This window comes from Comamonas sp. lk, from assembly GCF_900564145.1.
Classification (GTDB): Bacteria; Pseudomonadota; Gammaproteobacteria; order Burkholderiales; family Burkholderiaceae_C; genus Comamonas.
The window spans coordinates 3756959-3782596 of sequence record NZ_UOOB01000001.1; the positions used below are offsets into that span (position 1 = coordinate 3756959).

At 62.7% G+C, this 25638-nt stretch carries 22 protein-coding genes; 6 read left to right on the plus strand and 16 right to left on the minus strand.

The features are described from left to right. The first annotated feature begins 243 nt into the window (after nt 1-243). Entirely contained in the window at nt 244-828 is a 585-nt protein-coding gene (locus EAO39_RS17160) for a GbsR/MarR family transcriptional regulator (protein ID WP_120969822.1), read from the plus strand. Nucleotides 829-949: 121 nt separating this feature from the next. Here EAO39_RS17160 and cydX read toward each other — a convergent pair whose 3' ends face one another. From cydX to EAO39_RS17220, 12 genes are all read right to left on the minus strand, one after another. Next, nucleotides 950-1090, minus strand: a complete 141-nt coding sequence (gene cydX, locus EAO39_RS17165) for a cytochrome bd-I oxidase subunit CydX (protein WP_120969826.1) — start codon at nt 1088-1090, stop codon at nt 950-952. Between the two features lie 156 nt (nt 1091-1246). Then, entirely contained in the window at nt 1247-2401 is a 1155-nt protein-coding gene (gene cydB / locus EAO39_RS17170) for a cytochrome d ubiquinol oxidase subunit II (protein ID WP_120969829.1), read from the minus strand. Between the two features lie 25 nt (nt 2402-2426). Then, on the minus strand, nt 2427-4013 hold the full coding sequence (locus EAO39_RS17175; RefSeq protein ID WP_120969832.1) for a cytochrome ubiquinol oxidase subunit I: 1587 nt from the start codon (nt 4011-4013) through the stop codon (nt 2427-2429). Nucleotides 4014-4037: 24 nt separating this feature from the next. Continuing rightward, a complete protein-coding gene (locus EAO39_RS17180) occupies nt 4038-5777 on the minus strand; it encodes an ATP-binding cassette domain-containing protein (protein WP_120969835.1) in 1740 nt (579 codons plus the stop codon). Continuing rightward, nucleotides 5774-7483, minus strand: a complete 1710-nt coding sequence (gene cydD / locus EAO39_RS17185) for a thiol reductant ABC exporter subunit CydD (RefSeq protein ID WP_120969838.1) — start codon at nt 7481-7483, stop codon at nt 5774-5776. Before cydD ends, EAO39_RS17180 begins: the two co-directional genes overlap by 4 nt. 216 nt (nt 7484-7699) lie before the next feature. Beyond that, complete coding sequence (locus EAO39_RS17190; RefSeq protein WP_120969841.1) at nt 7700-8653, minus strand: nitronate monooxygenase family protein; 954 nt, start codon at nt 8651-8653, stop codon at nt 7700-7702. Nucleotides 8654-8750: 97 nt separating this feature from the next. Next, on the minus strand, nt 8751-10571 hold the full coding sequence (locus EAO39_RS17195; protein ID WP_120969844.1) for an acyl-CoA dehydrogenase: 1821 nt from the start codon (nt 10569-10571) through the stop codon (nt 8751-8753). A gap of 60 nt (nt 10572-10631) precedes the next feature. Continuing rightward, nucleotides 10632-11774: an ABC transporter substrate-binding protein gene (locus EAO39_RS17200; RefSeq protein ID WP_120969847.1), complete on the minus strand. Its 1143-nt coding sequence runs from the start codon at nt 11772-11774 to the stop codon at nt 10632-10634. 145 nt (nt 11775-11919) lie between these two features. Then, the gene (locus tag EAO39_RS17205) at nt 11920-12852 is read right to left on the minus strand and encodes an FAD-binding protein (protein ID WP_120969850.1); all 933 of its coding nucleotides are present in this window, start codon (nt 12850-12852) and stop codon (nt 11920-11922) included. Nucleotides 12853-12866: 14 nt separating this feature from the next. Then, nucleotides 12867-13616, minus strand: coding sequence for an electron transfer flavoprotein subunit beta/FixA family protein (locus EAO39_RS17210; protein ID WP_120967413.1), 750 nt, complete (start codon nt 13614-13616; stop codon nt 12867-12869). Between the two features lie 317 nt (nt 13617-13933). Then, nucleotides 13934-14716, minus strand: coding sequence for an enoyl-CoA hydratase (locus EAO39_RS17215; protein ID WP_120969853.1), 783 nt, complete (start codon nt 14714-14716; stop codon nt 13934-13936). Between the two features lie 21 nt (nt 14717-14737). Continuing rightward, nucleotides 14738-15697, minus strand: coding sequence for a histone deacetylase family protein (locus EAO39_RS17220; RefSeq protein WP_120969856.1), 960 nt, complete (start codon nt 15695-15697; stop codon nt 14738-14740). Between the two features lie 36 nt (nt 15698-15733). On the opposite strand from EAO39_RS17220, the gene EAO39_RS17225 reads away from it, so the two are divergent. The 4 genes from EAO39_RS17225 to mltB all read left to right on the plus strand — a co-directional run bounded on the left by EAO39_RS17225 (nt 15734) and on the right by mltB (nt 21015). Further along, complete coding sequence (locus EAO39_RS17225) at nt 15734-16654, plus strand: MoxR family ATPase (protein WP_120969859.1); 921 nt, start codon at nt 15734-15736, stop codon at nt 16652-16654. A gap of 118 nt (nt 16655-16772) precedes the next feature. After that, complete coding sequence (locus EAO39_RS17230; RefSeq protein WP_346427110.1) at nt 16773-17744, plus strand: DUF58 domain-containing protein; 972 nt, start codon at nt 16773-16775, stop codon at nt 17742-17744. After that, nucleotides 17741-19867, plus strand: a complete 2127-nt coding sequence (locus tag EAO39_RS17235) for a DUF3488 and transglutaminase-like domain-containing protein (protein ID WP_120969862.1) — start codon at nt 17741-17743, stop codon at nt 19865-19867. Before EAO39_RS17230 ends, EAO39_RS17235 begins: the two co-directional genes overlap by 4 nt. Further along, the gene (mltB, locus tag EAO39_RS17240) at nt 19819-21015 is read left to right on the plus strand and encodes a lytic murein transglycosylase B (protein ID WP_240467043.1); all 1197 of its coding nucleotides are present in this window, start codon (nt 19819-19821) and stop codon (nt 21013-21015) included. The genes EAO39_RS17235 and mltB overlap by 49 nt, the downstream gene beginning before the upstream one ends. Before the next feature lie 74 nt (nt 21016-21089). Here mltB and EAO39_RS17245 read toward each other — a convergent pair whose 3' ends face one another. Beyond that, the gene (locus EAO39_RS17245; RefSeq protein ID WP_120971220.1) at nt 21090-22370 is read right to left on the minus strand and encodes a branched-chain amino acid ABC transporter substrate-binding protein; all 1281 of its coding nucleotides are present in this window, start codon (nt 22368-22370) and stop codon (nt 21090-21092) included. Between the two features lie 90 nt (nt 22371-22460). On the opposite strand from EAO39_RS17245, the gene EAO39_RS17250 reads away from it, so the two are divergent. After that, nucleotides 22461-22844, plus strand: a complete 384-nt coding sequence (locus EAO39_RS17250; protein WP_120969865.1) for an Hsp20/alpha crystallin family protein — start codon at nt 22461-22463, stop codon at nt 22842-22844. A 273-nt stretch (nt 22845-23117) separates the two neighbouring features. On the opposite strand, the gene tsaD is transcribed toward EAO39_RS17250, so the two are convergent. The 3 genes from tsaD to EAO39_RS17265 all read right to left on the minus strand — a co-directional run bounded on the left by tsaD (nt 23118) and on the right by EAO39_RS17265 (nt 25579). Continuing rightward, entirely contained in the window at nt 23118-24158 is a 1041-nt protein-coding gene (gene tsaD / locus EAO39_RS17255) for a tRNA (adenosine(37)-N6)-threonylcarbamoyltransferase complex transferase subunit TsaD (protein ID WP_120971221.1), read from the minus strand. 94 nt (nt 24159-24252) lie between these two features. Then, nucleotides 24253-24696 carry a CBS domain-containing protein gene (locus EAO39_RS17260; RefSeq protein WP_120969868.1) on the minus strand — a complete coding sequence of 148 codons (444 nt, stop codon included), beginning with the start codon at nt 24694-24696 and terminating at the stop codon, nt 24253-24255. Between the two features lie 199 nt (nt 24697-24895). Continuing rightward, nucleotides 24896-25579 carry a DUF937 domain-containing protein gene (locus EAO39_RS17265; RefSeq protein WP_120969871.1) on the minus strand — a complete coding sequence of 228 codons (684 nt, stop codon included), beginning with the start codon at nt 25577-25579 and terminating at the stop codon, nt 24896-24898. Nucleotides 25580-25638 lie beyond the last annotated feature (59 nt).

Genomic DNA, 25638 nt, shown 5'->3' on the forward strand with positions numbered 1-25638 from the left:
CGCTACACACGGCAAGCCAAGCGAGCTCCTAGCCAGAAAAGACAGCGTAAGAAACCCGACACGTAATAAAAGGAAGGGGCGATTTTGCGCTCAATCCCGACAATTTGCTGACAGCGCCTCGACTTTTCTGAAACAAGCCACAAAAGGCTCGCCAAAGCGCAACAGCTCAGAGCCCGGTCAAAGGCTGGGCAGATTGCTCTTGCTTGATCCAGCACCCCACTGAAAACGCTTGGCACAGGCACAATTGAGGCCATGACGCAAGCCAAACCGCTTTCAGAGCTGAGCCGCCAATTTGTTTCACACTTTGGTGAAATGGGCAGCCGATGGGGCATCAACCGTACCGTGGGGCAGATCTATGCCCTGCTGTTTCTGTCCGCCCAGCCTCTGAATGCCGACCAGATCGCCGAGACACTGGAGTTTTCCCGCTCCAACGTGAGCATGGGCCTCAAGGAATTGCAGGCCTGGCGACTGGTGCAGCTACGCCACCAGCCCGGTGACCGGCGCGAGTATTTCCAGGCGCCCCAGGATGTGTGGGAGATTTTCAAGCGCCTGGCCGAAGAGCGCCGCCGCCGCGAGATCGAACCCACCCAATCCATGCTGCGCGCCGCCATGCTGGAAGAGGTGGGCACCGACGAGGAACGCTATGCCCAGCAGCGCATGCGCGAGATGCATGAGCTGATCGACAAGCTGATGAACTGGTTTGATGACGTGCAGCGCCTCTCGCCCGAGACGGCCATGCAGCTCATGGGCATGGGCGCCGCCGTGACCCGGCTGCTGGATTTGAAAGACAAGATCACCGGCGCCGGTCGCGGCAAGGCATCCGAGTAATTAAAAAAATACGCTGTAGTGCTTGATATATAAGCGCTTTAAGCTATCAATTCAAAAGCAATACAAAAGGCCACCCGGTTTTTACCGGGCGGCCTTTTTGCGCTGGCTGAAGTCAGCGAACTCAGACCTGGCCGGCCGACTCCGTCTCCTTCAAGATGCGGCGGCGGGTGGCCTCGTCATCCATCAGCTCATACCACATGGCATTGAGCACGGCAAAAGCCGCAGCCAGGGGCAGTCCCAGAATCCACGCGAAGTACCACATACAAAATCCTTTCTAACAATTCGTTCATCACACACATTGCAAGCGAGTCAACATGAATGAAACCGGCGATCTCCAAGCCAGAGACAGCTAGCAAGAGCCGCCTCGCAGCGAGGCTGTCGTCCCCACTGGGGAAGGCGCTCAGCGCCTCAGGGGGAGTCAATAAGAATGGCCTTTGCCGGTGGCGATTGCCGCAATGTCCACCTTGCCGCGCAGCACCGAGTACACCCAGCTGGTGTAGATCAGGATCAGCGGCAGAAAGATCCCCACGCAGACCAGCATGATGAACAACGTCACATGGCTGGAGGAAGAATCCCAGACCGTCAGGCTGAAACGCGGATCGATGGTGGAAGGCAGGATCATGGGGAACATGGCTGCACCCACGGTGAGGATGATGCCGGCGATGGCCAGACCGCTGCCCAGCAGGCTGAGCCATTCACGGCGACTGCGCAGACCCAGGGCCACGATCAGCGGCATGACCAGGCCGAGGCCGGGCACCAGCCACAGCAGCGGATAGGACTTGAAGTTGGCCATCCAGGCACCAGCGGCCACGGCCGCCGTCTTGTTCAGCGGGTTCGATGGACCGACGGGGTTGATATCGCTGGTGATCTGATAACCGTTGATGCCCATGGCCAGCCACACGCCGGCTGCGGCAAACAGCAGCGTGGTCAGCACTGCGGCCACCGAACCATAGCGGGCCGCGCGCACCGAGACTTCACCTTCGGTCTTGAATACCAGCCAGGCCGCACCGTGCATGAGCAGCATGGACAGCGACACCAGACCGCAGAGCAGCGCAAACGGCGTGAGCAAGCCAAAGAAGCTGCCGTCGTAGTAGATGCGCATATCGTCGCTCAGACGGAAAGGCACGCCCAGAATCACATTGCCCACGGCCACACCAAACAGCAGCGACGGCACCAGACCCGTGATGCACAACACCCAGTCCCAGCGGCTGCGCCAGGCTGCGTCTTCGTGCTTGCTGCGGAACTTGAAGGCCACGGGGCGCAGGATCAGCGGCACCAGCACGGCAAACATGGCCAGATAAAAGCCCGAAAAGGACACGGCATACAGCTGCGGCCAGGCGGCAAAAATGGCGCCGCCGCCCAGAATCAGCCACACCTGATTGCCCTCCCACACCGGCCCCACCGAGTTGATGGCCGTGCGGCGCTCCACATCAGTCTTGGCCGTGGCGCGCAGCAGGCCCATGGCGCCCAGATCGAAGCCGTCGGTCACGGCAAAGCCCACCAGCAGCACGCCCAGCAGCAGCCACCAGATGACGCGCAGCACGTCGTATGTAATCAGTTCATGCAAGATCATTTGCTCATACTCCTTGGCTTGCCGCTCAGCGGGCGCGGGCCAGCTTCTTGATCATGGGTTCGTAAAAGCTCAGGTGAGGCTCGCTCTCGTGCTCGGGGCCTTTCTTGATGGCGCGCACCATGAGCTTGAGCTCGATCACCAGCAGCACCGTATAGATCAGCACAAAGCCGGCAATAGTCAGCAGCAGCGTGCTGGCCCCCAGGTTGGAGACCGCCATGGCCGTGGGCAACACGCCTTCGATGATCCAGGGCTGGCGACCCAGCTCGGCCACCACCCAGCCGCACTCGGCCGCAATCCAGGGCAGAGGAATCGACAGCACCGCCACCTTGAGCAACCAGGGATAGGCGTCAAGCTTGTGGCGCATGGACAGGTAAAAGAAAGTACCGGTCAGCACGATGAAGAACATGCCCAACGCCACCATGATGCGGAAGGTCCAGAACAGCGGCCCCACGGGCGGCACGGTGTCGAGCGCGGCCTGCTTGATCTGCTGGGCCGTGGCCTTGCGCGGATCGTCCACATAGCGCATCAGCAAGAGCGCATAGCCCAGATGCGCGCCATTGTTTTCAAAACGCAGACGGGCCTCGGCCGGAATCTCGGCGTCGGTCTTGGCCGTGCGAATGGTCTGCAGCGCGTCATAGGCATCGATACCGTTGCGGATATAGCCTTCTGCATTGAGCACCAGCTGGTTGATGCCGGGGATTTCGGTGGTCAGCGAGCGTGTGCCAATCAGGCCCATGACCCAGGGGATGTGCACGGCAAAGTGGGTCTCGCGGGCCTCGCGGTCGGGAATGCCGAACACGGTGAAGGCCGCTGGTGCTTTCTCGGTGTTCCACATGGCTTCAATCGAGGCCAGCTTCATTTTCTGGTGTTCCGAGGACAGATAGCCCGATTCGTCACCGAGCACCACCACCGACAACGACGCAGCCAGACCAAAGGAGGCTGCCACCGTCATCGAGCGCTTGGCCAGATGCAGATGACGGCCCTTGAGCACATACCAGGCCGATACGCCCAGCACGAACAGCGAGGCCATCACATAACCGGCCGAGACCGTGTGCACAAACTTGGCCTGGGCCACCGGGTTGGTCAGCACGGCAAAGAAGTCGGTCACCTCCATGCGCATGGTCTGCGGATTGAAGGCCGCACCCACGGGGTTTTGCATCCAGCCGTTGGCCACCAGAATCCACAGGGCCGAGAAGTTGGTACCTATGGCCATCAGGCAGGTCACCATCAGGTGCTTGACCTTGGAGAGGCGATCCCAGCCGAAAAAGAACAGGCCCACAAACGTGGCTTCCAGGAAAAAGGCCATCAGCCCTTCGATCGCCAGCGGCGCGCCAAAGATATCGCCCACGTAGTGGCTGTAGTAGCTCCAGTTCATGCCGAACTGAAACTCCATCACCACGCCGGTGGCCACGCCCATGGCGAAGTTGATGCCGAACAGCACGCCCCAGAACTTGGTCATGTCGCGCCAGATGGTGCGGCCCGTCATCACGAATACCGTCTCCATGATGGCGACGAGAATCGACAGGCCCAGCGTCAGCGGCACAAACAAGAAGTGGTAGAGCGCCGTTATCGCAAACTGCAAGCGCGATAAGTCGACGATGTCGAGGTCCATGATGGATTCCTTTCTCTCGAAACTTTAAAGAACAGGGGAAAAATCGGTGGACTGTGCAGCCGTGTGCACATTGCTACGCTGAATCAGGCCGTCGGGTCTGAGCCGACCCAGCGCCTGGGCGAATTCGCGGCTGCCGCGCAAGGCCTGGCCTGCTATGCGGCCGGCCTGCAGCCAGATGACACGATCGGCCAGCTCGGCCTCGCGCTGCCAGTGGGTGGCAAAAATCAGCGTCCGGCCCCGGGCCGCGCCCGACAGGCGCTGCAGCACATCGTGGGCCGTGGCGGCATCCAGCCCTTCGGTGGCTTCGTCCAGCAACCAGCAGCGGGCGGTGCTGAGCAGCAAGCGGGCCAGCGCCAGACGGCGCGCCTGGCCGCCCGAAAAGCCCAGGCCGCCTTCGCCTAGCAGGCTGTCGAGTCCTTGGGGCAAGGCTTTCACATCGGCCGCCAGCCCAGCTGTTTCCAGGGCCTGCCAGAGTTCGGCATCGCCGGCATCGGGGCGCGCCAGGCACAGGTTGTCGCGCAAGCTGTCCTGGAACAGCTCGGTTCTTTGCGTCATCCAGCTGCAGCGCTGTGCCGCCAGCTGGCCGCCAATCATCTGCAACTCACCGGCCAGGGCCATCAGCAGCGTGCTCTTGCCCGCACCGCTGCTGCCAATCACGGCCACGCGTTCGCCCTGGGCAATCTGCAAATCCACCGGACCCAGACGGTTCACCATCACGCCCTGCAACTGCGCAGCCCAGCCTGCCGCAGGAAGCGGCAACAGTAGCTCTGCCTCGACAGCTGGCCGTGCCAGTGCCGGCCCCAGGCGGCGCAAGGCCAGCCAGCTGCGCCCGGCCTCGGTCGCACCACGACGCAAGGCGGCAAACGGCTCCATGGCCGACAAGGCCAGCAAAATACCCAAAGCTGCCACGGCCGCACCGATGTAGCGGCCTTGCACCAAGGCCCCCATCAGCAACACCGAAGCACTTAAAGTGATAGCAGATACCGCGCCATAGGCCTGGGTTGCACGTGCTTCTGTGTAATAAAGCCCGGCATCGGCCTGCGCTCCGCGCGCATCGCTGCGCAGCACGGCGGCGGCCTGCTGCGGCAGCTGTCCGGCCATGAGCAAATCGGTCTGCCCGGCCACCAGATCCACGGTCTGGCTGCGCAGGGTTTCCAAGGCCATGGCGCGGCGCACGGCCGCCTTGCGGCTGGTCATGCCCTGCCACAGCGCAATCCCCCAGCCGGCCAGCAACAGCCAGGCAAACACCAGCAAGCCCAGCCACCAGCGCATCACGCCGTAGGCAATGGCGATAAAAAACGCCGCCGCCAGCGCAGACAGAGCGGGAACCAGCAGGCGCAGATAAAGGCTGTCGAGCGCATCGACATCGGCCGTCAACCGCTGCAGCAAACGCGCGGGCCGCTGCAGCAGCTGGCGGGCCGCATGCGGCTGCGACCAGTGGCGAAACAGCTTCTCCCGCACGGCGGCCAACACGGCCAGCGTGGCATCGTGGGTGACCAGTCGCTCGGCATAGCGTGCGCCGGTCCGGCCCACGGCCAGCAGGCGAATACCGGCTGAAGGCATGAAGACATCAAACATCAAGGCCGTGGCCGACAGCAAACCGGCCAGCGCGGTGGCCGTGATGAACCAGCCCGACAGGCCCAGCAGCGCCATGCCCATCAGCACGGTCAACGCCGCCAGTGCCGCACCGCCCAACCAGAGCTTGCGCGGTGCCAGGCTGGCAACGGCAGCCAGCTGGGTCAGCAAAGAAGGCCGGGTCTTCATGCGCTCACCTCGGTATCCGGGGCTTGGCAGGACTCGCCCTGCAGCGGCAGCTGAACAATGCGGTCCATGCGGGCAGCCAGCTGCGTATCATGGGTGGCCACAATCAACGTGCGCCCCTTGGCGATGCGTATCAGCGCCTCGCTGACCTGGGCTGCAGTTTCAGGGTCCAGATGGGCGGTAGGCTCATCGGCCAGCAGCAAGCCCGCCTGGGTGTTGACGGCCAGACGGGCCAGCGCCAGGCGCACGACCTCACCTCCCGACAGGCCTGCCCCGCCCTCACCCAGACTCATGCCCGGGCGCGACTGCAGCACGGCACCCAGCGCGGCCTGCTGTGTGGCAGCTTCTACCTGCTGGGCTGTCACATGGTTGCGGCCCAGGGCCACGTTGCGTTGCACCGAGCCGGCAAATACATGGGGCTGCTGACTGATCCAGGCCATGCGGGCGCGCAAAGCCGCAGCGCTGCTCTCGTCCAGCCGTTGACCATCGATGCGGATTTCGCCCTGCTGTACAGGCACCAGCCCGGCCAGTTGGGCCAGCAAGACCGATTTGCCGCTGCCGCTGGGGCTGCACAAGGCCACATGCTCGCCAGGGCGGATTTCCAGGTGCAGTCGATCAAGCCGAGTCTCGGCCCCCGGCGCCTGCACTTTCAGGTCGAAAACGGCTACATGCGCAGCGATGGATTGCGCTGGCAGCTCATTATTTTGAAGCGATTCCGCACCTACGATGCGGCTGGCCTGTTGCTGCAGCTGCTGCAGGGTTTTCAACGCGGCTTCGCCGGCTGCACGGTCATGCCAGACGGCAGAGAGCTCGCGCAGCGGCTCGAAAAATGCCGGCGCCAGCAGCAGCACAAATAGGGCCTGGCCCAGCGTCAACTGCTGGCCCCAGGCGCCAAACGGCAGCATGCCCAACAAATGAAAACCGATGTAGACCGCCACCATGGCCACGCCCAGGGCCGAGAACAGCTCCAGCACAGCAGACGAAAGAAAGGCAATACGCAGCACGCGCAAGGTGCGGCTGCGCAAATCTTCGGCATGGGCGCGCAGGCGCCGGGCCGTGACATCGACAGCGGCCAGAGCACGCAAGGTGCTCAAACCACGCAGGCGATCCAGCAGAAAAGCATTCATCTGGCCCAGTTGCACCATCTGCTCTTCGCTGGCGGCCTGGGCGCGCCAACCCACAATCGCCATGAACAACGGAATCAGCGGTGCAGCCACTATCAAGATAAGAGCGGCAACCCATGACTGGCTGAGCACGGCAACCACAATCAACACGGGTAGCAGGCGCACGCGCCACATGGCGCTCTGGTAACGGGCCAGCCAGGGAACAATGGTCTCGGCCTGTTCGGCCACGGCGCTGGCCGCCTGGCCCGAGCTGACACGGGCCTTGTCCATGGGCGATGCCTGGGTCAGCGCATGCACCACCTGCGCACGCAGAGCCGAAAGTTGCTGGCGGGCCGCCAGATTGGCCAGCAAGCCGCCCCGTCCATCACACCAGGCGCGCAACAAACCCAGCAGCAACACGCCTGCGGCTATGGGCCACAAAGCCTCCAGCCCTTGGCCATCGGCCATTTTCTGCACCGCCCAGGCCAGCAAGCCCGCCTGCGGCAGCCAGAGCATGCTGGCCAGCAATTGCAGCAGCGCGCCCGCACCGGGGCGGCGAATGCTGTCGGCCAAAGAAGCTTGTGTAGGGGGTGGCAAATGTTTCATTATTTAATTTTCAGTAATTCCTGAAAATTGAAGAAATCTTACTCCTTATTTGATCCTCATCATGGCAGCCGGCCATTACCTTCCAGTGAATGTCTTGATTGCGATTGATGCAAGTCAAAATCGCAATGGTTTTCCCTTGATTGAGTTGGCTGCAGGATAAAAAAACGGCGCCAAAGGCGCCGCATAAGACAGGGAAAAGAAAACTCGACTTGGCAATCAGCCCAGCAGGCGTGAACGCGCTGCCGCGTACTCGCGCTTCAGACGCGCCACCAGTTCGGCTGTGGGCGTGACCTTGTCCACCGCGCCAATGCCCTGGCCGCAGCCCCAGATGTCCTTCCAGGCTTTTTGTGCGCCACCGCCAAAATTCATTTTGCTGGGGTCGGATTCGGGCAGATTGTCCGGATCAAGCCCGGCGGCGCGAATCGATGGGGCCAGGTAGTTGCCATGCACGCCGGTGAACAGATTGCTGTAGACCACGTCATCGGAATCGCCAGCCACAATCGCCTCTTTGTAGGCCTCGGTGGCACGCGCTTCATCGGTGGCGATAAAGGCCGAACCGATATAGGCAAAGTCTGCCCCCATGGCCTGGGCCGCCAGAATGGCATTGCCCGAGGCGATGGAGCCGGACAGGGCCAGCGGGCCGTCAAACCACTGACGGATTTCCTGCACCAGGGCAAACGGGCTTTTCACGCCGGCGTGGCCGCCGGCACCGGCCGCCACGGCGATCAGGCCGTCAGCGCCCTTCTCTATGGCCTTGTGGGCAAACTTGTTGTTGATGATGTCATGCAGCACCACGCCGCCCCAGCTATGCACAGCCTGGTTCACATCCTCGCGCGCACCCAGGCTGGTGATGATGATGGGCACCTTGTACTTGGCGCAGATCTGCATATCGTGCTCCAGGCGGTCATTGCTCTTGTGCACGATCTGGTTGATGGCAAACGGGGCCGAAGGCTGGTCGGGATGCGCTCTGTCCCAGGCAGCCAGGGTTTCGGTGATCTCGGCCAGCCAGTCTTCCAGCAGCTCGGCCGGACGGGCATTGAGCGAAGGCATGGAGCCGACGATACCGGCCTTGCATTGTTCGATCACCAGCTTGGGATTGCTGATGATGAACAGCGGCGAACCAATGACGGGCAAGGCCAGCTTTTGCAAAGTGGCAGGTAGTTTGGACATGTACGTCTCCTTCGTTATTTTTTATGTAAATACGAGCTGAAGCGCTTATCTGTATTACGCAAGCAGCTCTCAATTCAATAGTCACTTCCGAACCGAATCAGAACGCGTCCATGGGCAGGGCCATCACGCTGGCAGCGCCGTTCAGCACTGCATCGGCCTGACCGGCCACGCGGCTCAGAATGTGCTCGGCATAGAAGCGGGCGGTTGTCAGTTTCGCCTGCATGAACGCGGTTTCCTGTCCCTTTTGCAACAGCTCCTGGGCTACCAGCACCGAGCGGCCCAGCTGCCAGCCGGCGACCAGGTTGCCGGTCAGCAGCAGATAGGGGACGCTGCCCGCATACACGGCATTGGGGTCGGCCTTGGCCTGAGCGACCACAAAGTCCACCACCTGCACAAAAGCCTGGCGTGCCTGGCCCAGGTTCTTGGCCACGGCCAGTGCCGTGACCGTGCCGCTGGCATTGAGTTCGGCTTCGGTTTTCTCGATCTGGGCGGCAATAGCCTTGGCGCTCTGGCCCCCATCGCGGCCGGTCTTGCGGCCGACCAGGTCGTTGGCCTGAATGGCGGTTGTGCCTTCGTAAATGGTCAGGATCTTGGCGTCGCGGTAGTACTGGGCGGCGCCGGTTTCCTCGATAAAGCCCATGCCGCCATGCACTTGCACGCCCAGGCTGGTGACTTCCAGGCTCATCTCGGTGCTGTAACCCTTGACCAGGGGCACCATGAATTCATAGAAAGCCTGGTTTTGCTGGCGTACCTCGGCGTCAGGGTGGTTGTGGGCCGCGTCATAGGCTGCGGCCGCCACCGTGGCCATGGCACGGCAGCCTTCCACGCTGGCGCGCATGGTCATGAGCATGCGGCGCACATCGGGGTGGTGAATGATGGTGGCGCTGGCCTTCACGGAACCATCGACGGGACGGCTTTGCACCCGCTCCTTGGCGTAGGCCACGGCATGCTGGTAGGCGCGCTCGGCCACGGCAATGCCTTGCACGCCCACGGCGTAGCGGGCGGCGTTCATCATGATGAACATGTATTCGAGGCCGCGGTTTTCCTCACCGACAAGGTAGCCCACGGCGCCGGGTCCGGCGCTGTCTGCAATGCTCGCCGCCGTGCCGTCGCCAAACTGCAGCACGGCCGTGGGCGAGGCCTTGATGCCCATCTTGTGCTCGATGGAGACGCAGTGGACATCGTTGCGCTCGCCCAGAGAGCCATCGGCATTGACCAGGAACTTGGGCACGACGAACAGGCTGATGCCCTTGACGCCTTCGGGGGCCCCTGCGACGCGGGCCAGCACCAGGTGGACGATGTTGTCCGCCATATCGTGCTCGCCATAGGTGATGAAGATCTTGGTGCCGAAGACCTTGTAAGAACCATCAGCCTGGGGTTCGGCCTTGGTGCGCACCAGGGCCAGATCGGAGCCGGCCTGGGGCTCGGTCAGGTTCATGGTGCCGGTCCATTCGCCGGTGACCAGCTTCTCCAGATATCGGGCCTTGAGCGCGTCGCTGCCGGCCGTCAGCAGGGCTTCGATAGCACCGTCGGTCAGCAGCGGGCACAGGGCAAAGCTCAGATTGGCGCTGTTGAGCATTTCTATGCAGGCCGCACCAATGGTCTTGGGCAGGCCCTGACCGCCAAAGTCCGTGGGGTGTTGCAGACCTTGCCAGCCGCCTTGGGCGTATTGTTTGAAGGCATCGGCAAAGCCGGGCGTGGTGGTGACGACACCGTCCTTGAAGGAAGAGGGATTCACATCGCCGGCCACATTGAGGGGGGCGATCACGCCCTCGCACAGCTTGGCGCATTCTTCGAGCACGGCCTGGGCGGTTTCCAGACCCGCGTCTTCAAAGCCGGGAATCTGGGCGACCTGCTCGAGCTGGGCCAGGTGCTCCATGTCGAACAGCATGTCTTTGATAGGTGCGGCGTATGTCATCGTCTTGGCTGCCTATAAAAAAACGGCCTGTCAGCGTGGTCTCGCTTCAGGCCTGGTTGTTTACTGCGTCACTCGTCCAGAGGCGTTGACGATGGACAGATCGACATACTTCGATCCGACCTGGGAGCCGGGCTTGAAGCCCACCCAGTAGCCGCCCAAGTCGTAGGTGTCCAAACCGCGCAGCGCGGCCGACACTTTCTCGGCAGACACGGGCTGGCTGCGGCGCATGGCTTCCACGATCACCTTGGCGTTCACATAGCCTTCCATCATGGCAAAGCTCACCGGCACATCCATGCTCTTGCCTGCGGCGGTCACGGCGTCGCGGAACTCCTTGTTGAGCTTGGCAGATACCTTGTAGGGGCTGGGCACCACCTGGGCAATGGACAGACCGCTCATGTATTCCACAGGCAGGCGCTTGGCCAGTTGCTCGATATCCGCCTCGGCCGTGGCATAGACCTGGGCCGTGCCGCCATCCATGCGGTAGGCCTCGACAAAAGCCGCCGTTGACGGGCTGGAAGCCACCAACAGCACGGCCTGAGCGGCCGTCTTGGCCGCTCTGAGATCTTCAACCACCTTGTCCGAGCTGGCTTTGCCCTTGCCTAACAAGGCAGAGCTGACCAGCTTGGCACCGCTGGGGCTGATGGACTTGCTGACCAGCTCGACCAGTGCCTTGGAATCGGGGCGGTCTTCATAAACCAGCGCCAGACGGGTAATGCCTACCGTGGTCAGATGCGCGGCAATCTTGGACATCTGCTCGGCAAGGCCGGCGCGGGTGGCAAAAATCTGGGGCGATGTCAGCACATTGGTGTCGGTGCTCTGGTAGCCCACCAGCGACAGGGAAGAACCATCGAGCACCTTGCTCTCGAGCAAGGCCGACAGATTGCGGTTGCCAAAGTAACCGGCCAGCACCACGGGCTTGGCCTCGCTCAGCAGCTTGCGGGTCTTGGCCACGGTTTCTTCGGGATGGCCCACATCGTCGATCACAGCCAGGCCCACGGGCTGACCTTGCACGCCACCGGCCTTGTTGACTTGATCAAAGTACAGACGCATGCCCTGGGCATAGGCCCGGCCCTGCGTGGCATCGGCACCCGACATGGGAGCGACCTGCCCCACCGTCCAGCCTGAGGCCTGGGCCAACATGGCGGCGCTGCCCCAAAGCAGCGCCATGCCGACTCGAACCCCATTCCAGCATTTATTCTTCATTCCGACGTCTCCCTCCGAAATTTCAAGCTAACCCATTTGGGTATCAACGCTTGGGCCTTAACGCGCCAGATCTTATTGTTCATGGGTTCGGCAAGCGCGCATGGAAAAAGAGGGGCATCTAGCCCCTCTTTTGATTTACGCCAAATTACAGCGCCTTGACCAGTTCCGGCACTGCCGTGAACAGATCGGCCTCCAGGCCGTAGTCAGCCACCGAGAAGATCGGGGCTTCGGGGTCCTTGTTGATCGCCACGATCACCTTGGAGTCCTTCATGCCGGCCAGATGCTGGATAGCGCCCGAGATACCGCAGGCGATGTACAGCTGAGGCGCGACGATCTTGCCGGTCTGGCCCACTTGCAGGTCGTTGGGGGCGTAGCCCGCATCGACGGCTGCACGGCTGGCACCGATGGCAGCACCCAGCTTGTCGGCCAGGGGCGACATGACTTCGGTGAACTTCTCGGCCGAGCCCAGAGCGCGACCGCCGGAGACGATGATCTTGGCAGCCGTCAGTTCGGGGCGCTCGCTCTTGGTGACTTCGCGGCCCACAAAAGCGCTCTTGCCAGAGTCGGCCACGGCAGCCGCCGTTTCCACCGCAGCAGAACCACCGGTGGCAGCAGCGGCGTCAAAGCCGGTGGTGCGCACGGTGATGACCTTGACGGCATCGCTGGACTGCACGGTGGCAATGGCGTTGCCGGCGTAGATGGGACGCTCGAAGGTATCGGGCGCATCCACCTTGGTGATGTCGCTGATCTGGGCCACGTCCAGCTTGGCGGCCACGCGGGGAGCAATGTTCTTGCCGGCAGCGGTCGAAGGGAACAGGATGTGGCTGTAGTTGCCGGCGATGGCCAGCACTTGAGCGGCCACGTTCTCGGCCAGGCCGTCTTTCAGGCTTGCGCCATCGGCGTGGATGACCTTGGAGACACCGGCTATTTTGGAGGCGGCAGCAGCGGCGGCTGCAGCACCTTCACCGGCAACCAGCACGTGCACATCACCACCACAGGCTGCGGCAGCCGTCACGGTGTTCAGGGTCGCTGGCTTGATCGAAGCGTTGTCGTGTTCTGCAATAACGAGAGAAGTCATTTGTCGTTCTTCCTTTAGATCACTTTGGCTTCGTTCTTCAACTTGTCGACCAGGGCTGCCACATCGGCCACCTTGACACCGGCACCGCGCTTGGCGGGTTCGGCCACCTTCAGGGTCTTCAGGCGAGGAGCGACGTCCACACCCAGGTCTTCAGGCTTGAAGGTGTCGAGCTGCTTTTTCTTGGCCTTCATGATGTTGGGCAAGGTGACGTAGCGGGGCTCGTTCAGGCGCAGGTCGGTGGTGATGACGGCGGGAGTGGACAGAGACAGGGTCTCCAGGCCACCGTCGACTTCACGGCTGACGCTGACCTTGTCGCCAGCGACTTCCACCTTGGAGGCAAAAGTGGCTTGGGGCAGATCAGCCAACGCCGCCAGCATCTGGCCGGTCTGGTTGTTGTCGCCATCAATGGCTTGCTTGCCCAGGATCACGAGACCGGGCTGCTCCTTGTCCACCAGCGCCTTGAGCAGCTTGGCCACGGCCAGAGGCTGCAGTTCGACATCGGTTTCCACCAGGATGGCGCGGTCGGCGCCGATGGCCAGGGCCGTGCGCAGGGTTTCCTGGCACTGGGTCACGCCACAGGAGACAGCGATGACTTCCGTCACCACGCCTTTTTCTTTGAGGCGCACAGCTTCTTCGACGGCGATTTCGTCAAAGGGGTTCATGCTCATCTTGACGTTGGCGATGTCTACACCCGTGCCGTCCGATTTGACACGGACCTTGACGTTGTAGTCCACCACGCGCTTGACAGGGACCAATACCTTCATTGCTGCGGCTCCTTAATGCTATTTCATTGACGTTACGTAAACCAGATTCATTTTATGCGGCACCGCAACAAGCTCTGCACATTTTTTCCAGACAATCTTGCCGGAGATGAAAACGAAGCCTGCATGGACAGAGTCCGACAAAAAGAACGACCGTTCTATTTTATGCATAACTGCGCCGAAAACGGTCACCTCTTACCCATCAACCTAGGGTAAAACCTAGTTTCTCAAAGTAAGCAGACACCGCTCGCGCACTCAGCAGCCTGACACGCTAACAGAAGCAGTTGGGGTGTTCGTCGTTCAAATGGACGGGCCAGCGGTCAAGCCGGCTTCCATTGCGGCTGGCGCTTTTGTGCAAAGGCCTGCGCACCTTCCTGCGCATCCACATCCATCATATTGGTCGCCATGGTCTGGCCCGCCAGTTGGTAGGCCGAATCCACGCCCATCTCGCGCTGGCGGTAGACCAGCTCCTTGCCCATGCGAATGGCGACCCGGGGCTTGCTCACAATGGCGGCCACCAGCTCTTCAACTGCGGCGTCCAGCTGATCGGCTGCCACCACGCGGTTCAGCAGACCATAGTGCAAGGCGGTTGGTGCATCGATGAATTCACCCGTCAGCAGCATCTCCATGGCCTGCTTGGCGGGCATGTTGCGCACCAGGGGTACGCTGGGCGTGGAGCAAAACAGCCCGTATTGAATGCCGCTGGTGGCAAAGCGCGCCTCGCTGGCGGCCACGGCCAGATCGCATTGGGCCACCAACTGGCAGCCGGCTGCGGTTGCAATGCCTTGAACCCGAGCAATCACAGGCACTGGCAGCTTCTGAATCGATAGCATCACACGGCTGCACTGGGCGAACAGCTGCTGGTAATACGCCAGCTCGGGATGAGCCGCCATATCCTTGAGGTTGTGGCCGGCGCAGAAAGCCTTGCCTTCGGCAGCCAATACCACGACACGGGCACTGGCATCCTGGGCCACCGCATCCAAGGCGTTTTGCAAGGCCGTGAGCATATCGGCGCTCAGCGCGTTGAAGCGCTGCGCATCGTTGAGCGTCAGATACACCACACCGCGCTCATCCTGGCGAAGCTGCACAAAGGAATCGTTCACCGCTGCCTCCCTGATTTCAGACTAGATGTCGGCCAGCACCCGCAGATGGGCTTCCACGCTGCGCGCCAGAGGGCCCATCACATAGCCGCCTTCAAGGCAGGAGACGATGCGGCCCTTGGAAAAGCGCCGCGCCACATCCTTGATGCGGGTGGTGATCCAGGCAAAGTCGTTCTCCGTCATGCCCAGCTGGCCCATATCGTCATCGCGGTGGGCATCGAAACCGGCGCTGATGAAGATCATCTCGGGCTTGAAAGCCTCCAGGCGCGGAATCCACATCATCTCCACGATCTCGCGGATGTCCATGCCCTTGGTATAGGCCGGCACAGGCACGTTGAGCATATTGGAGGCCGGTTCCTTGTCGCCGCTGAACGGGTAGAAGGGATGCTGGAAGATGCCGCACATCAGCACCCGCGTGTCGCCGGCCAGAATGTCTTCCGTGCCGTTGCCGTGATGCACGTCAAAGTCGATCACGGCCACGCGCTTGAGCTGATGGCGCTCCAACGCATACTTGACGCCTATGGCCACGTTGTTGAAAAAGCAAAAGCCCATGGCCTGGCTGCGCGTGGCATGGTGGCCCGGCGGGCGCACCGAGCAAAAGGCGTTTTCCAGCTCGCCGGCCAGCACCGCATCAGTAGCCGCCAGCGCCGCCCCGGCCGAGCGCAGCGCGGCCTTGAAAGTGTGGCGGTTGATGGAGGTATCGGTATCGAGCTGCTTGTACTCGGGGCCGCCGGCCTGCAGCTCCTGCTCCAGTCTGTCGGTCAGGCCCTGCAGGGCCGCGATGTGCATGGGGTCGTGTGCCAGCTCGATTTCGGACAGCGAGGCCTCAGGCACCTCGCGGCGATCCAGCGCATCGCCCACGCCGGTGATGAGCAGCCGGTCTTCAATCGCATCCAGCCGCGCCGGGCACTCCGGATGCCCCGGCCCCATCTCGTGCAACCAGCAATCCCGGTGGGTGAAATATCCTGTCTTGCCCACAGTCATGTCTCCGCTATCGCTTATTTAGGATATGTTCGCGCCATGCATGCACAGAACACAATTAATGCGCTTTTAAGTCAGCTTAACACGGTAATGGAGGGCAAACCGGATCAGGTCAGGGACGGCGTGGCCTGCCTTTTAGCCGGTGGACATTTGCTGATCGAGGACGTCCCCGGCGTGGGAAAAACCACGCTGGCCCATGCGCTGGCGCACAGTTTTGGCCTGCAGTTCTCGCGCGTGCAGTTCACTGCCGACCTGATGCCCAGCGACCTGACGGGCGTGTCGATCTACGACCGGGGCAGCGAAGGCTTTGTGTTCCACCCCGGCCCGGTTTTTGCGCAGGTGCTGCTGGCCGACGAGATCAACCGCGCCAGCCCCAAGACCCAGAGCGCGTTGCTCGAAGCCATGGAAGAGCGCCAGGTCACCACCGAAGGCAAGACACACAGCCTGCCCTCACCTTTCTTTGTGATTGCCACGCAAAACCCGCTGGAACAGCTGGGCACGTTTGCCCTGCCCGAAAGCCAGCTGGACCGCTTTCTCATGCGCATCAGCCTGGGCTACCCCAACCGCGCGGCCGAGCGCAAGCTGCTCAGCGGCAACGGCCGCCGCGCTGCGGCCGATGCCCTGCTGCCCGTGGTCTCGCATGAAGAACTGGTGCAGTTGCAGAACGCCGTGCTGAAAGTGCATGCCAGCGATGCGCTGCTGGACTATGTGCAGGACTTGATAGACGCCACGCGCAGCGGCCAGTGGTTTGTGCAAGGCCTGTCGCCGCGCGCCGGCATTGCCCTGCTGCGCGCCGCCAAGGCCATGGCGCTGATGGAAGGCCGCGACTATGTGGCTCCCGATGATGTGCAAGCCATACTGCCCCAGGTCATCGCCCACCGCCTGCAGCCCGTGAGCCAGGCCGGACGCGGCGCCGTGGAGCAGGTGCGCGCCATGATGCTGGTGGTGCAGCTGCCTTGATGACAGCTATTCAATCGATAGCATGATGCGCACACCCAATCAAGGCTTGAACGCAAAAAACACTGAAGATTCGCCTCCAGCCCATTCCCAGGGACTGCGCGGCCGCATAGACCGGTGGATGCTCTCGCGCCTGCCACGCACGGACCGGCTTACCCTGACCCAGGGCAATGTCTACATACTGCCGTCACGCGCGGGCTGGGCCTTGCTGATCACGCTGATCGTGCTGCTGATTGCGGCCATCAACTACCAGCTCAACCTGGGCTATCTGCTCACCTTCCTGCTGGCCGGCAGCGCCGCCGCCAGCATGGTGGTGGGCCACAACAATCTGCGTGGACTGGAGCTGAGCTGGCAGCCCGGCAGCGCCAGCGGCGGCTTTGCCCACCAGCCTTTTCCCCTGCATATCCGTCTGGGTAACAGCCGCCGCAGCCGCCGCTGGGGCATAGGACTGGCGGTACGCGATCAACTAAGCACCGGCGGCAAGAAGGCCGGCACTGCCGGCGCCTGGATCTGGGTCGATGTGCCCGAGCAGGGCAGCACGCGAACCGAGCTGGCCTTCACCCCCACGCGGCGCGGACGGCAGGCCCTGCCCGCCATCGCGGTTCACACCCGCTACCCGCTTGGCGCATTCCGGGTCTGGGCGCTGTGGCGACCGGCCAGCCAGGTCTGGGTCTATCCGCTGCCCGAAGCCAACCCGCCCCCTCTGCCGCCGGCCAGCCCCGAAGCCGGCGGCCGCAGCACCGCCCAGGTACGCAGCGGCGAAGATTTTGACGGCGTGCGCCCCTATCAGGCAGGCGATCCGCTCAAGCTGGTGGTCTGGAAAAAAGCCGCCCAGTCTTTTGCCGCCGGCAGCCACCAGCTGGTCAGCCGTGATCGCCCCTATGCCCACCACCATCGCCTGTGGCTGGATGCCAGAGCCACCGGCCTGACCGATAACGAAGCACGCCTGTCCCGTCTTTCCGCCTGGGTGCTGATGGCCCAGGCCCAGGGCCGCAGCTGGGGGCTGCGCCTGCCCGGCGGTCAGGAGATTGCCCCCGACAGTGGCGCGGCCCACGCCAGCCGCTGCCTTGAAGCCCTGGCTGCCTGCCCATGAATGCCGTGAACATGTCCTCACTGGAGTCCCGCGCCACGCTGCGCGAAAAACTGGCATCGCTGCCGCGCGATGCACGCGACACCTTGTTTTTGCTGGCCGTCGTCGCCTGGGTGCTGCTGCCCCAGGTGCAACACACGCCGTGGTGGACATGCGCTTTTGCCGCAGCGCTCTTGCTGTGGCGTGCGCGCCTGGCTTTCACGGGCGCGGCCCTGCCCGGCCGCCTGGCCCTGGCCGGCGTGCTGGCCCTGGCGCTTGCCGCCACCTGGGCCAGCCACAAAACCCTGGTCGGGCGCGATGCCGGCGTGACGCTGATCGTGCTGCTGCTGGCACTCAAAACCCTGGAGCTGCGCGCCCGGCGCGATGCCATGGTGATTTTCTTTCTGGGCTTTTTCGCTCTGCTGAGCAACTTCTTCTATTCGCAATCGCTGCTCACGGCGCTAGCCATGGTGGCGGCCCTCATGGGCTTGCTCACCGCCCTGGTCAACGCCCATATGACGGCCGGCAAGCCCCCGCTGGCCCAGGCCCTGCGCACAGCGGGCTGGCTTACGCTGTGCGGCACACCGATCATGCTGGCCTTGTTTCTGTTTTTCCCGCGCATGGCGCCGCTTTGGGGCGTGCCGTCGGACGATCTTGCCGGTCGCAGCGGCCTGTCGGAAAACATGCGCGTGGGCGATGTGGCCTCCCTGGCGCTGGACGATGGCGTGGCCTTGCGCATTCGCTTCGACACTCCGGGCAATGCCGAACCGCCAGCCTCGGTGCTGTATTTTCGCGGCCCGGTACTCAGCCAGTTTGACGGCCGCAACTGGCAGGCGGACCCGCTGGCCGCCGCCATGGAAGCGCCGCAGCTGCGCGTGAGCGGGGAGCCCATCCGCTACCAGATGCTGGTCGAGCCCAGCAAGCGCCGCTGGCTCACGCTGCTGGACGCCGTGCGCGACGAGCCCGCCATTCCCGCAGGCGCCTCCGTGGGCCGTATGCGCATGGCCTCCAATCTGCAGTGGATCACGCAGCGCCCCATCACCGATGTGCTGCGGGTGGATGCGCAAAGCTATACCGACTTTCAGTACGGCCCGCTGCGCGCAACCCAGGATCTGCAGCGCTATCTGCAACTGCCTCCGGGCAGCAATCCGCGCACCCGGGTGCTGGGCCAGCAAATCCTGGCCCAGCTGGGCGAACAAGCCAGTTCAGCAGCGCTGATGCAGGCCGGCTTGCAGCGCCTGCGCAGCGGCGGCTACACCTATACGCTGGAGCCCGGCGTGGTGGACGGCCTGCACACCGCCGATGACTTCTGGTTTGACAGCAAGCAAGGCTTTTGCGAGCACATTGCCTCGGCCTTTGCCGTGCTCATGCGCGGCATGGGCGTGCCGGCGCGCATCGTGACCGGCTACCAGGGCGGCGACCGCAACAGCGTGGACGGCTACTGGACGGTGCGCAACAGCGATGCCCACGCCTGGACCGAGATCTGGGTGGCCGGCCAGGGCTGGACCCGGGTGGACCCCACGGGCGCGGTTGCGCCCTCGCGCGTGGGCCAGTTCCAGCGCCTGCTGGCTCCGCGCGGCGCCCTTGCCTCGGCCATGGCCGGCATGGTGGACGTGGGCACGCTGGAGAAAATGCGCGCCGTCTGGGAAGCGGTGAACAGCCGCTGGAATCAATGGGTCATCAACTACACCCAGAGCCGCCAGCTCAATCTGCTGCAAAGCCTGGGCTTTGAAGCGCCCAGCTGGACGGATCTGCTGCGCCTGCTCTCGGGCAGCCTGGGCGCCTTGGCGCTGATCTGGCTGGTCTGGGCCCGGCTGCGCCAGCCCCGCCGTGATGACTGGAGCCTGTTGCTGGATGCGGCCCGCATCCGGCTGCAGCGCAAGGGAATCGCTTCCACCCCCGCCACATCGGCCCGCAGCCTGGGCCTGGCCGTGCAGCAGCGCTGGGTGCAGACCGCGCCCGAGCTGGCCAAGGCCTTATCCGGCTGGCTGCTGGACATGGAGCGCTTGCGCTATGCGCCGTCTCCCGGCGCCGCCCACCAAACTGCACAGCTGCGCGCACTGCGCCAGCGCTGGCGCGACCTCAAAAAGCAAGCAAAATGGCCGCCAGACCTGCCTGCACCAACACCGCCCACGGCGACACCATGACCCACAGCATTCAACGCAACCATCGCCAACCACTGACTCTTGCTTGTCTCAGCGTTGCGGCCTTGGCCCTGACCCTGGCCTTGCCCGTGCAAGCCGCCAAGAGCAGCAAAAAAGCCGCCAAAAAAGCCGCCCCCGTGGCGGCCGCCGCCACGGCGGCAGCGGTCACCACCTATGCCAGCCGGGGTGATGCCATGCAGCTGGCTGCAGACATTGCCAGCCGCCGCGATCTGCCGCAGGACTGGGTTCAGGCCCAGCTGGAGCAAGCGCGCAATCTGCCCGTGGTCACCCGCTTGATGACGCCGGCCGGCAAGACCTTTGTGAAGAACTGGACGGTGTACCGCAGCCGCTTCATCGACCCGGTGCGTATCCGTGCCGGCGTCAAGTTCTGGCAGGCCAACCGCCGGGCACTGGAGCGCGCCGAGCAGCAATTTGGCGTACCCGCCGAAATCATTGCCGGCATCATCGGCGTGGAAACCATTTACGGCCAGAACATGGGCAGCTTTCGCGTGATGGATGCGCTGACCACGCTGACACTGGACTTTCCGCAGTCCCACCCCCGCGCCCAGGCCCGCACCGACTATTTCCGCGGCGAGCTGGAGCAGGTGCTGGTCACAGCCCACCGCACCGGCACCGACCCTTTCAGCCTGCGCGGCAGCTACGCCGGTGCCATGGGTCTGGGCCAGTTCATGCCCACCAGCTGGGACAAATACGCCGTCGATTTCGATGGCGACGGCCGCATCGACCTTTTCAACAGCGCCACCGACGCCATTGGCTCCGTGGCCAACTACTTTGTAGGCCATGGCTGGAAGCCCGGCCTGCCCACGGCCTTCCCCGTGGACATGCGCGCCCAGGGCGAGAATCTGGCGACCTTGCTGGCCCCCGATATCAACCCCAGCTTCACGGCAGCGCAAATGGCAGAGCACGGCGTGCGCGTGCTGGGTGCCGAAGGCTATGAACGCCCACTGGCGCTGATCGAGCTGAAAAACGGCAGCTCGGGCCCCACCGAATACATGGCCGGCACCGAGAATTTCTACGCCATCACGCGCTACAACTGGTCGGCGTTCTATGCGCTGTCGGTGATAGAGCTGGGGCGCGAAGTGCACGAAGCCTATCTGGCCAGCCAGATGGCTTTTTCAGCAAAAAACTGAAAAAATACGGCGGTAGCGCTTATGAGCAAAGCGCTACCAGCTATCAAATAGATAGTTTGCCACTTCAATGGCGCTCAATAGCGTTTCATCTGGCACATGGCAGGCATCTGCGCCTTGCTCGCCGCAATCTCGCGCACCACCTTGAAGCCGTAGCCCGAGCCTTCCACATCAAAGGCCACACCGGGGCTGCCCTTGTGCTCCATCACGCCCACTACCAGCGACTGCTGAAACTGGTGATCCTCGGCCCGCATGGCGCCAGAGCGTCCTGACAGCTGCACCTTGGCATGCTCCATGGCGCGGGCCACGGCCACGGTGTCTGTGCTGCCCGCTTTTTCCAGGCTTTGTGCCAGCGCTTCCATCATCAGCTGCATGCGCATATGCACATAGTCGTCGCGCGGATCGGGAAAGCGCTGACGGAAGGACTGGTAGAAAGCACGGCTCTCGGTCGTGGGCACATTGGGCAGCCAGTCGGCCACGGCCAGCACCTTGCCCACGCCGGCCTCGCCCAGCGCGGCCGGCGCACCCAGTGCGTTGCCGTAGAAGGTGTAGAAGCGTCCTTCATAGCCAGCCTCGCGTGCCGCCTTGACCAGCAGCATCAGATCATTGCCCCAGTTGCCGGTAATCACGGCCTGCGCGCCGCTTTGCTGAATCTTGGCGGCATAGGGAGCGAAGTCCTTGACGCGGCCCACAGGGTGCAGCTCGTCGCCCACGATACGAATATCGGGGCGCTGGGCCGACAACTGGCGTCTGGCTTCGCGCAGCACCGCCTGGCCGAAGCTGTAGTCCTGCCCGATCAGATAGGCGCTGTGTACGGCCTTGTCATCCTTGATGACGTCCATCAGCGCCGCCATGCGCATATCGGCATGGGCATCGAAGCGGAAATGCCAGAAGCTGCAGCGCTCATTGGTCAGCGCCGGATCGACCGCCGAATAATTGAGATAGAGCACGCGCCGCTCTGGCTCGCGGCTGTTGTGCTTTTCAATCGCATCCAGCAGCGCTGCTGCCGTGGCCGAAGAATTGCCTTGCATGATGACGCGAGCGCCATCGTCAATCGCCGCGCGCAGCGCCGACAGCGCCTCCTCGTTCTGGCCCTTGCTGTCATAGCGCGCAATCACCAGCGGCCTGGCCCCGCCGGGAAGCCTTACGCCGCCGCGTGCGTTGACACGCTCCGTGGCCCACAGCAGATTGCGAAACACCGCCTCGCCCGTGTTGGCAAACGGGCCCGAAAGACTCTCCACCAGCGCCAGCTTGATGGGCTGCACGGCCTGCGCTGCAGTAACGCCGGCAACGCTCAACGGCGCGCATAGTAGTGGCAACTGCAGGTATTTCAAGACATCACGGCGCAATTTATTCATCAAAAAATCCTCTTGAAATGCGCTGATGACCACCTATCTGTGAACCAAGCGGCAACAACGCAAGCCGCGCAGTTTAAAGGAGTTGGAACCATGATCTTTGCCCCCGTTTTGAGCCGCAATGCCTTTACCTCCCCCCGCGCAGCCGATCTGGCTTTGCAGCGCTTTTTGCAAGGCACGCTGGGAACACCCGCTCCTGCGGTCGCCCCGGTTCAGGTCAACCGCGACGAAAAGGCCACCACGCTGAGCTTGGATGTGCCAGGCCTGTCCCGCGAACAGCTGTCGCTGGCTATCGAAGGCAGCACCGTCAAGCTCGAGAATGTTGAAGGTGCACCCCGCCTGGTCAAATGCGCCTGGGATCTGGGCCATGAAATCGACATCAGCGCCAGCAAGGCCAAACTGGAAAACGGCGTGCTGACACTGACTCTGGCCAAGCTGGAGCCCGTGAGCAAGGCCACGGTGCTGGCCATCGAGTAAAGCGCAAGCGTTGACCGGTCTGCCTCTCTCCGTCCTTTCTTCCATCCTCTATTAGCCCTGGCAGGCCGGACAACACACAGCCCGCAATGTTTTGGCATTGCGGGCTTTTTTGTGGACTGTTGTGCGCTTTACGAGCACCCAGAAACCACTACGGTCAGAGTTCTGGGTCAGCGATCAGCAAAAAATGACCGCAACCCTATAACGCCACAGCACCTGTAGCTATCAAAACAAAAGCAGTCCTAAGACTGCTTTTGTTGAATGGATCAGGGACGCTTACTTGAGTGTATCCAGCGGCCAGCGCGGCTTCACATCAAAAGCGTATTCCTTGTTGGCCTCTTCGCGCCCGGCCTGCAGGCGCATGGCGGCGGCCATGGCAATCATGGCGCCGTTGTCGGTGCACAAATGCAGTTCGGGGTAATGCACACGGATCTTGCGTTGGGCACAGGCCTGGTTGAGCTGTTCGCGCAGCAGCTTGTTGGCACCCACGCCACCGGCAACCACCACGCGCTTCATGCCCGTCTGCTCCAGCGCCTTCATGGTTTTCTTGACCAGTACATCCACAATCGCGGCCTGGGTGCTAGCGGCCAGATCCACCTTGCGTGCTTCCAGCTCGTCGCCCAGCTTTTTGGCCTGGGTGAGCACCGCCGTCTTGAGGCCGGCAAACGAAAAATCCAGATCGCCGGAATGCAGCAGGGGGCGCGGCAACTTGAAGGCTGCGGGGTCGCCCCCTTCGGCCAGCTTGGAGAGCACCGGGCCGCCGGGATACGGCAGGCCCATGAGCTTGGCCGACTTGTCAAAGGCTTCGCCGGCAGCATCGTCAATGGTTTCGCCCAGGATTTCGTACTCGCCCACGCCGTCCACGCGCATCAGCTGGGTGTGACCGCCCGAAACCAGCAAGGCAATGAAAGGAAACTCCGGCGGGTCTTCGCTCAAAAAAGGCGAAAGCAGATGGCCTTCCAGGTGGTGCACGCCCAGCACCGGCTTGTCCAGCGCGGCGGCCATGGCGCATGCAGCACCCGAGCCCACCAGCAAGGCTCCAGCCAGGCCCGGGCCGCGCGTGAAAGCGATCACATCCACGTCTTCCAGCGCCTGTCCAGCATCGGCCAGCACTTTTTCGGTCAGCGGCAGCACACGACGGATATGGTCGCGGCTGGCCAGCTCGGGCACCACGCCGCCATAGGCGCGGTGCATTTCAATCTGGCTGTACAAGGCGTGAGACAGCAGGCTAGGCACGCCCGCACCATCCGGCGTACGCACCAGGGCCACGCCAGTTTCATCACAAGAGGATTCGATTCCCAGGATCAGCAAACTCATGGCCGCAAGTGTAGGACTTGCGCCTGCCGCATGCACAAAGGCGGGCATTTGCAGCCCGCCTTTTACTCATAAACAATAGCTAGCAGCGCTTTATTCAGGTGTGGGTTCCCGAAATATAGTGTTCAAGCTGCTGGATGGTGAACTGCTGCTCGGAAATGATTTCCTTGACCAGATCGCCAATCGAGAGAATGCCCAACAGCTGGCGCTCGTCATTCATGACAGGCAAATGGCGAATGCGGTTGGTGGTCATCAGCGACATGCACTCGCCTATGTTCTGGCGCGGCAGCACGCAATGCACCTTGCGCGTCATCACTTCACTGACCGGGGTGCTGCCCGAATTGCGCCCTTGCAGCGCAATCTTGCGCGCATAGTCCCGCTCGGTCACGATGCCGGCCAGGCTGCTTCCTTCCAGCACCAGCAGGGCACCAATCCCTTTTTCGGCCATCAGCTTCAGGGCATCGAGCATGGTGTTGGAGGGCGATACGCTGTGAATGGCGCTACTTCCCTTGGCGCGCAGTACGTCGGCTACGGTCGTCATAAGGTCCTCCTTTAGGTACACAAACGCGTTTCAAAACCAGTGTGTAGAGCTTGCTGCATTGCGGCAATCAGGCGATGCCCTCATGTCACATAAGAATGTCCGCACGCAAAACATGGTATGAGGTCGCAGCGCGTTCATCCTGCCGCCATGACATGAAAAAGGCAGCCTGAGCTGCCTTGATCGTGAGGTCGAGCGCTTTTCAGCGGCGACCGCCCAGAAAGCTGCCACCGATCTTCAACAGATCGCCCACGTCCAGCTTGCCGTCGCCGTTCTGGTCCAGCAGGCTGCCCAGAATGCCACCAGCTGCGCCACCTTGCGCCTGAATCTGGCCGCGTTCCTGGCCCAGGGCATCGCCCAGGTCATTGGCACCCATGCCTTGGGATTGCACACGGCTGGCCAAAAAGGACATGACCAGCGGCGCCAGCATGGCCAACAACTGGCCGGCATTGCCGCCCAGACCCGTGGCCTGACCGAGTTGCGATTCGGCCTGTTGCTGCTGACCGCCAAAGATATTGCCCAGGATGGCGCCGGCACCGGATTGCGAGTCACCGCCGCCCAGCAAGCCACCCAGAATGTCGCCCAGACCACCGGCTCCACCACCGCCGGCACCGCCCAGCAAACCGCCCAGGCCACCGATCAAACTACCCAGATCCATGGCGCCATTGGCACTGCTGTGGTCGCGCTGCAGCGCACCCAGCAGATCCGCCGCCCCCTGGGGCTGGGCAGCGTTCTGGCCCAGAGCACCAAACAACATGGGCAAAGCAACGCCCACCGCCTGCTCGGCCTGAACGGAATCGACCCCCAGTTGCTGAGCCAGGCTTTGCATGGGCGCGCCCTGCAGCTGGCCCATCAGTTCTTCGGTCAATGATGCATTGCTAGTCATGAAAATCTCCTAAAAAGCAGCGCACATCCTACACGTGCACCGTGCAGGCGCGCGCAAGC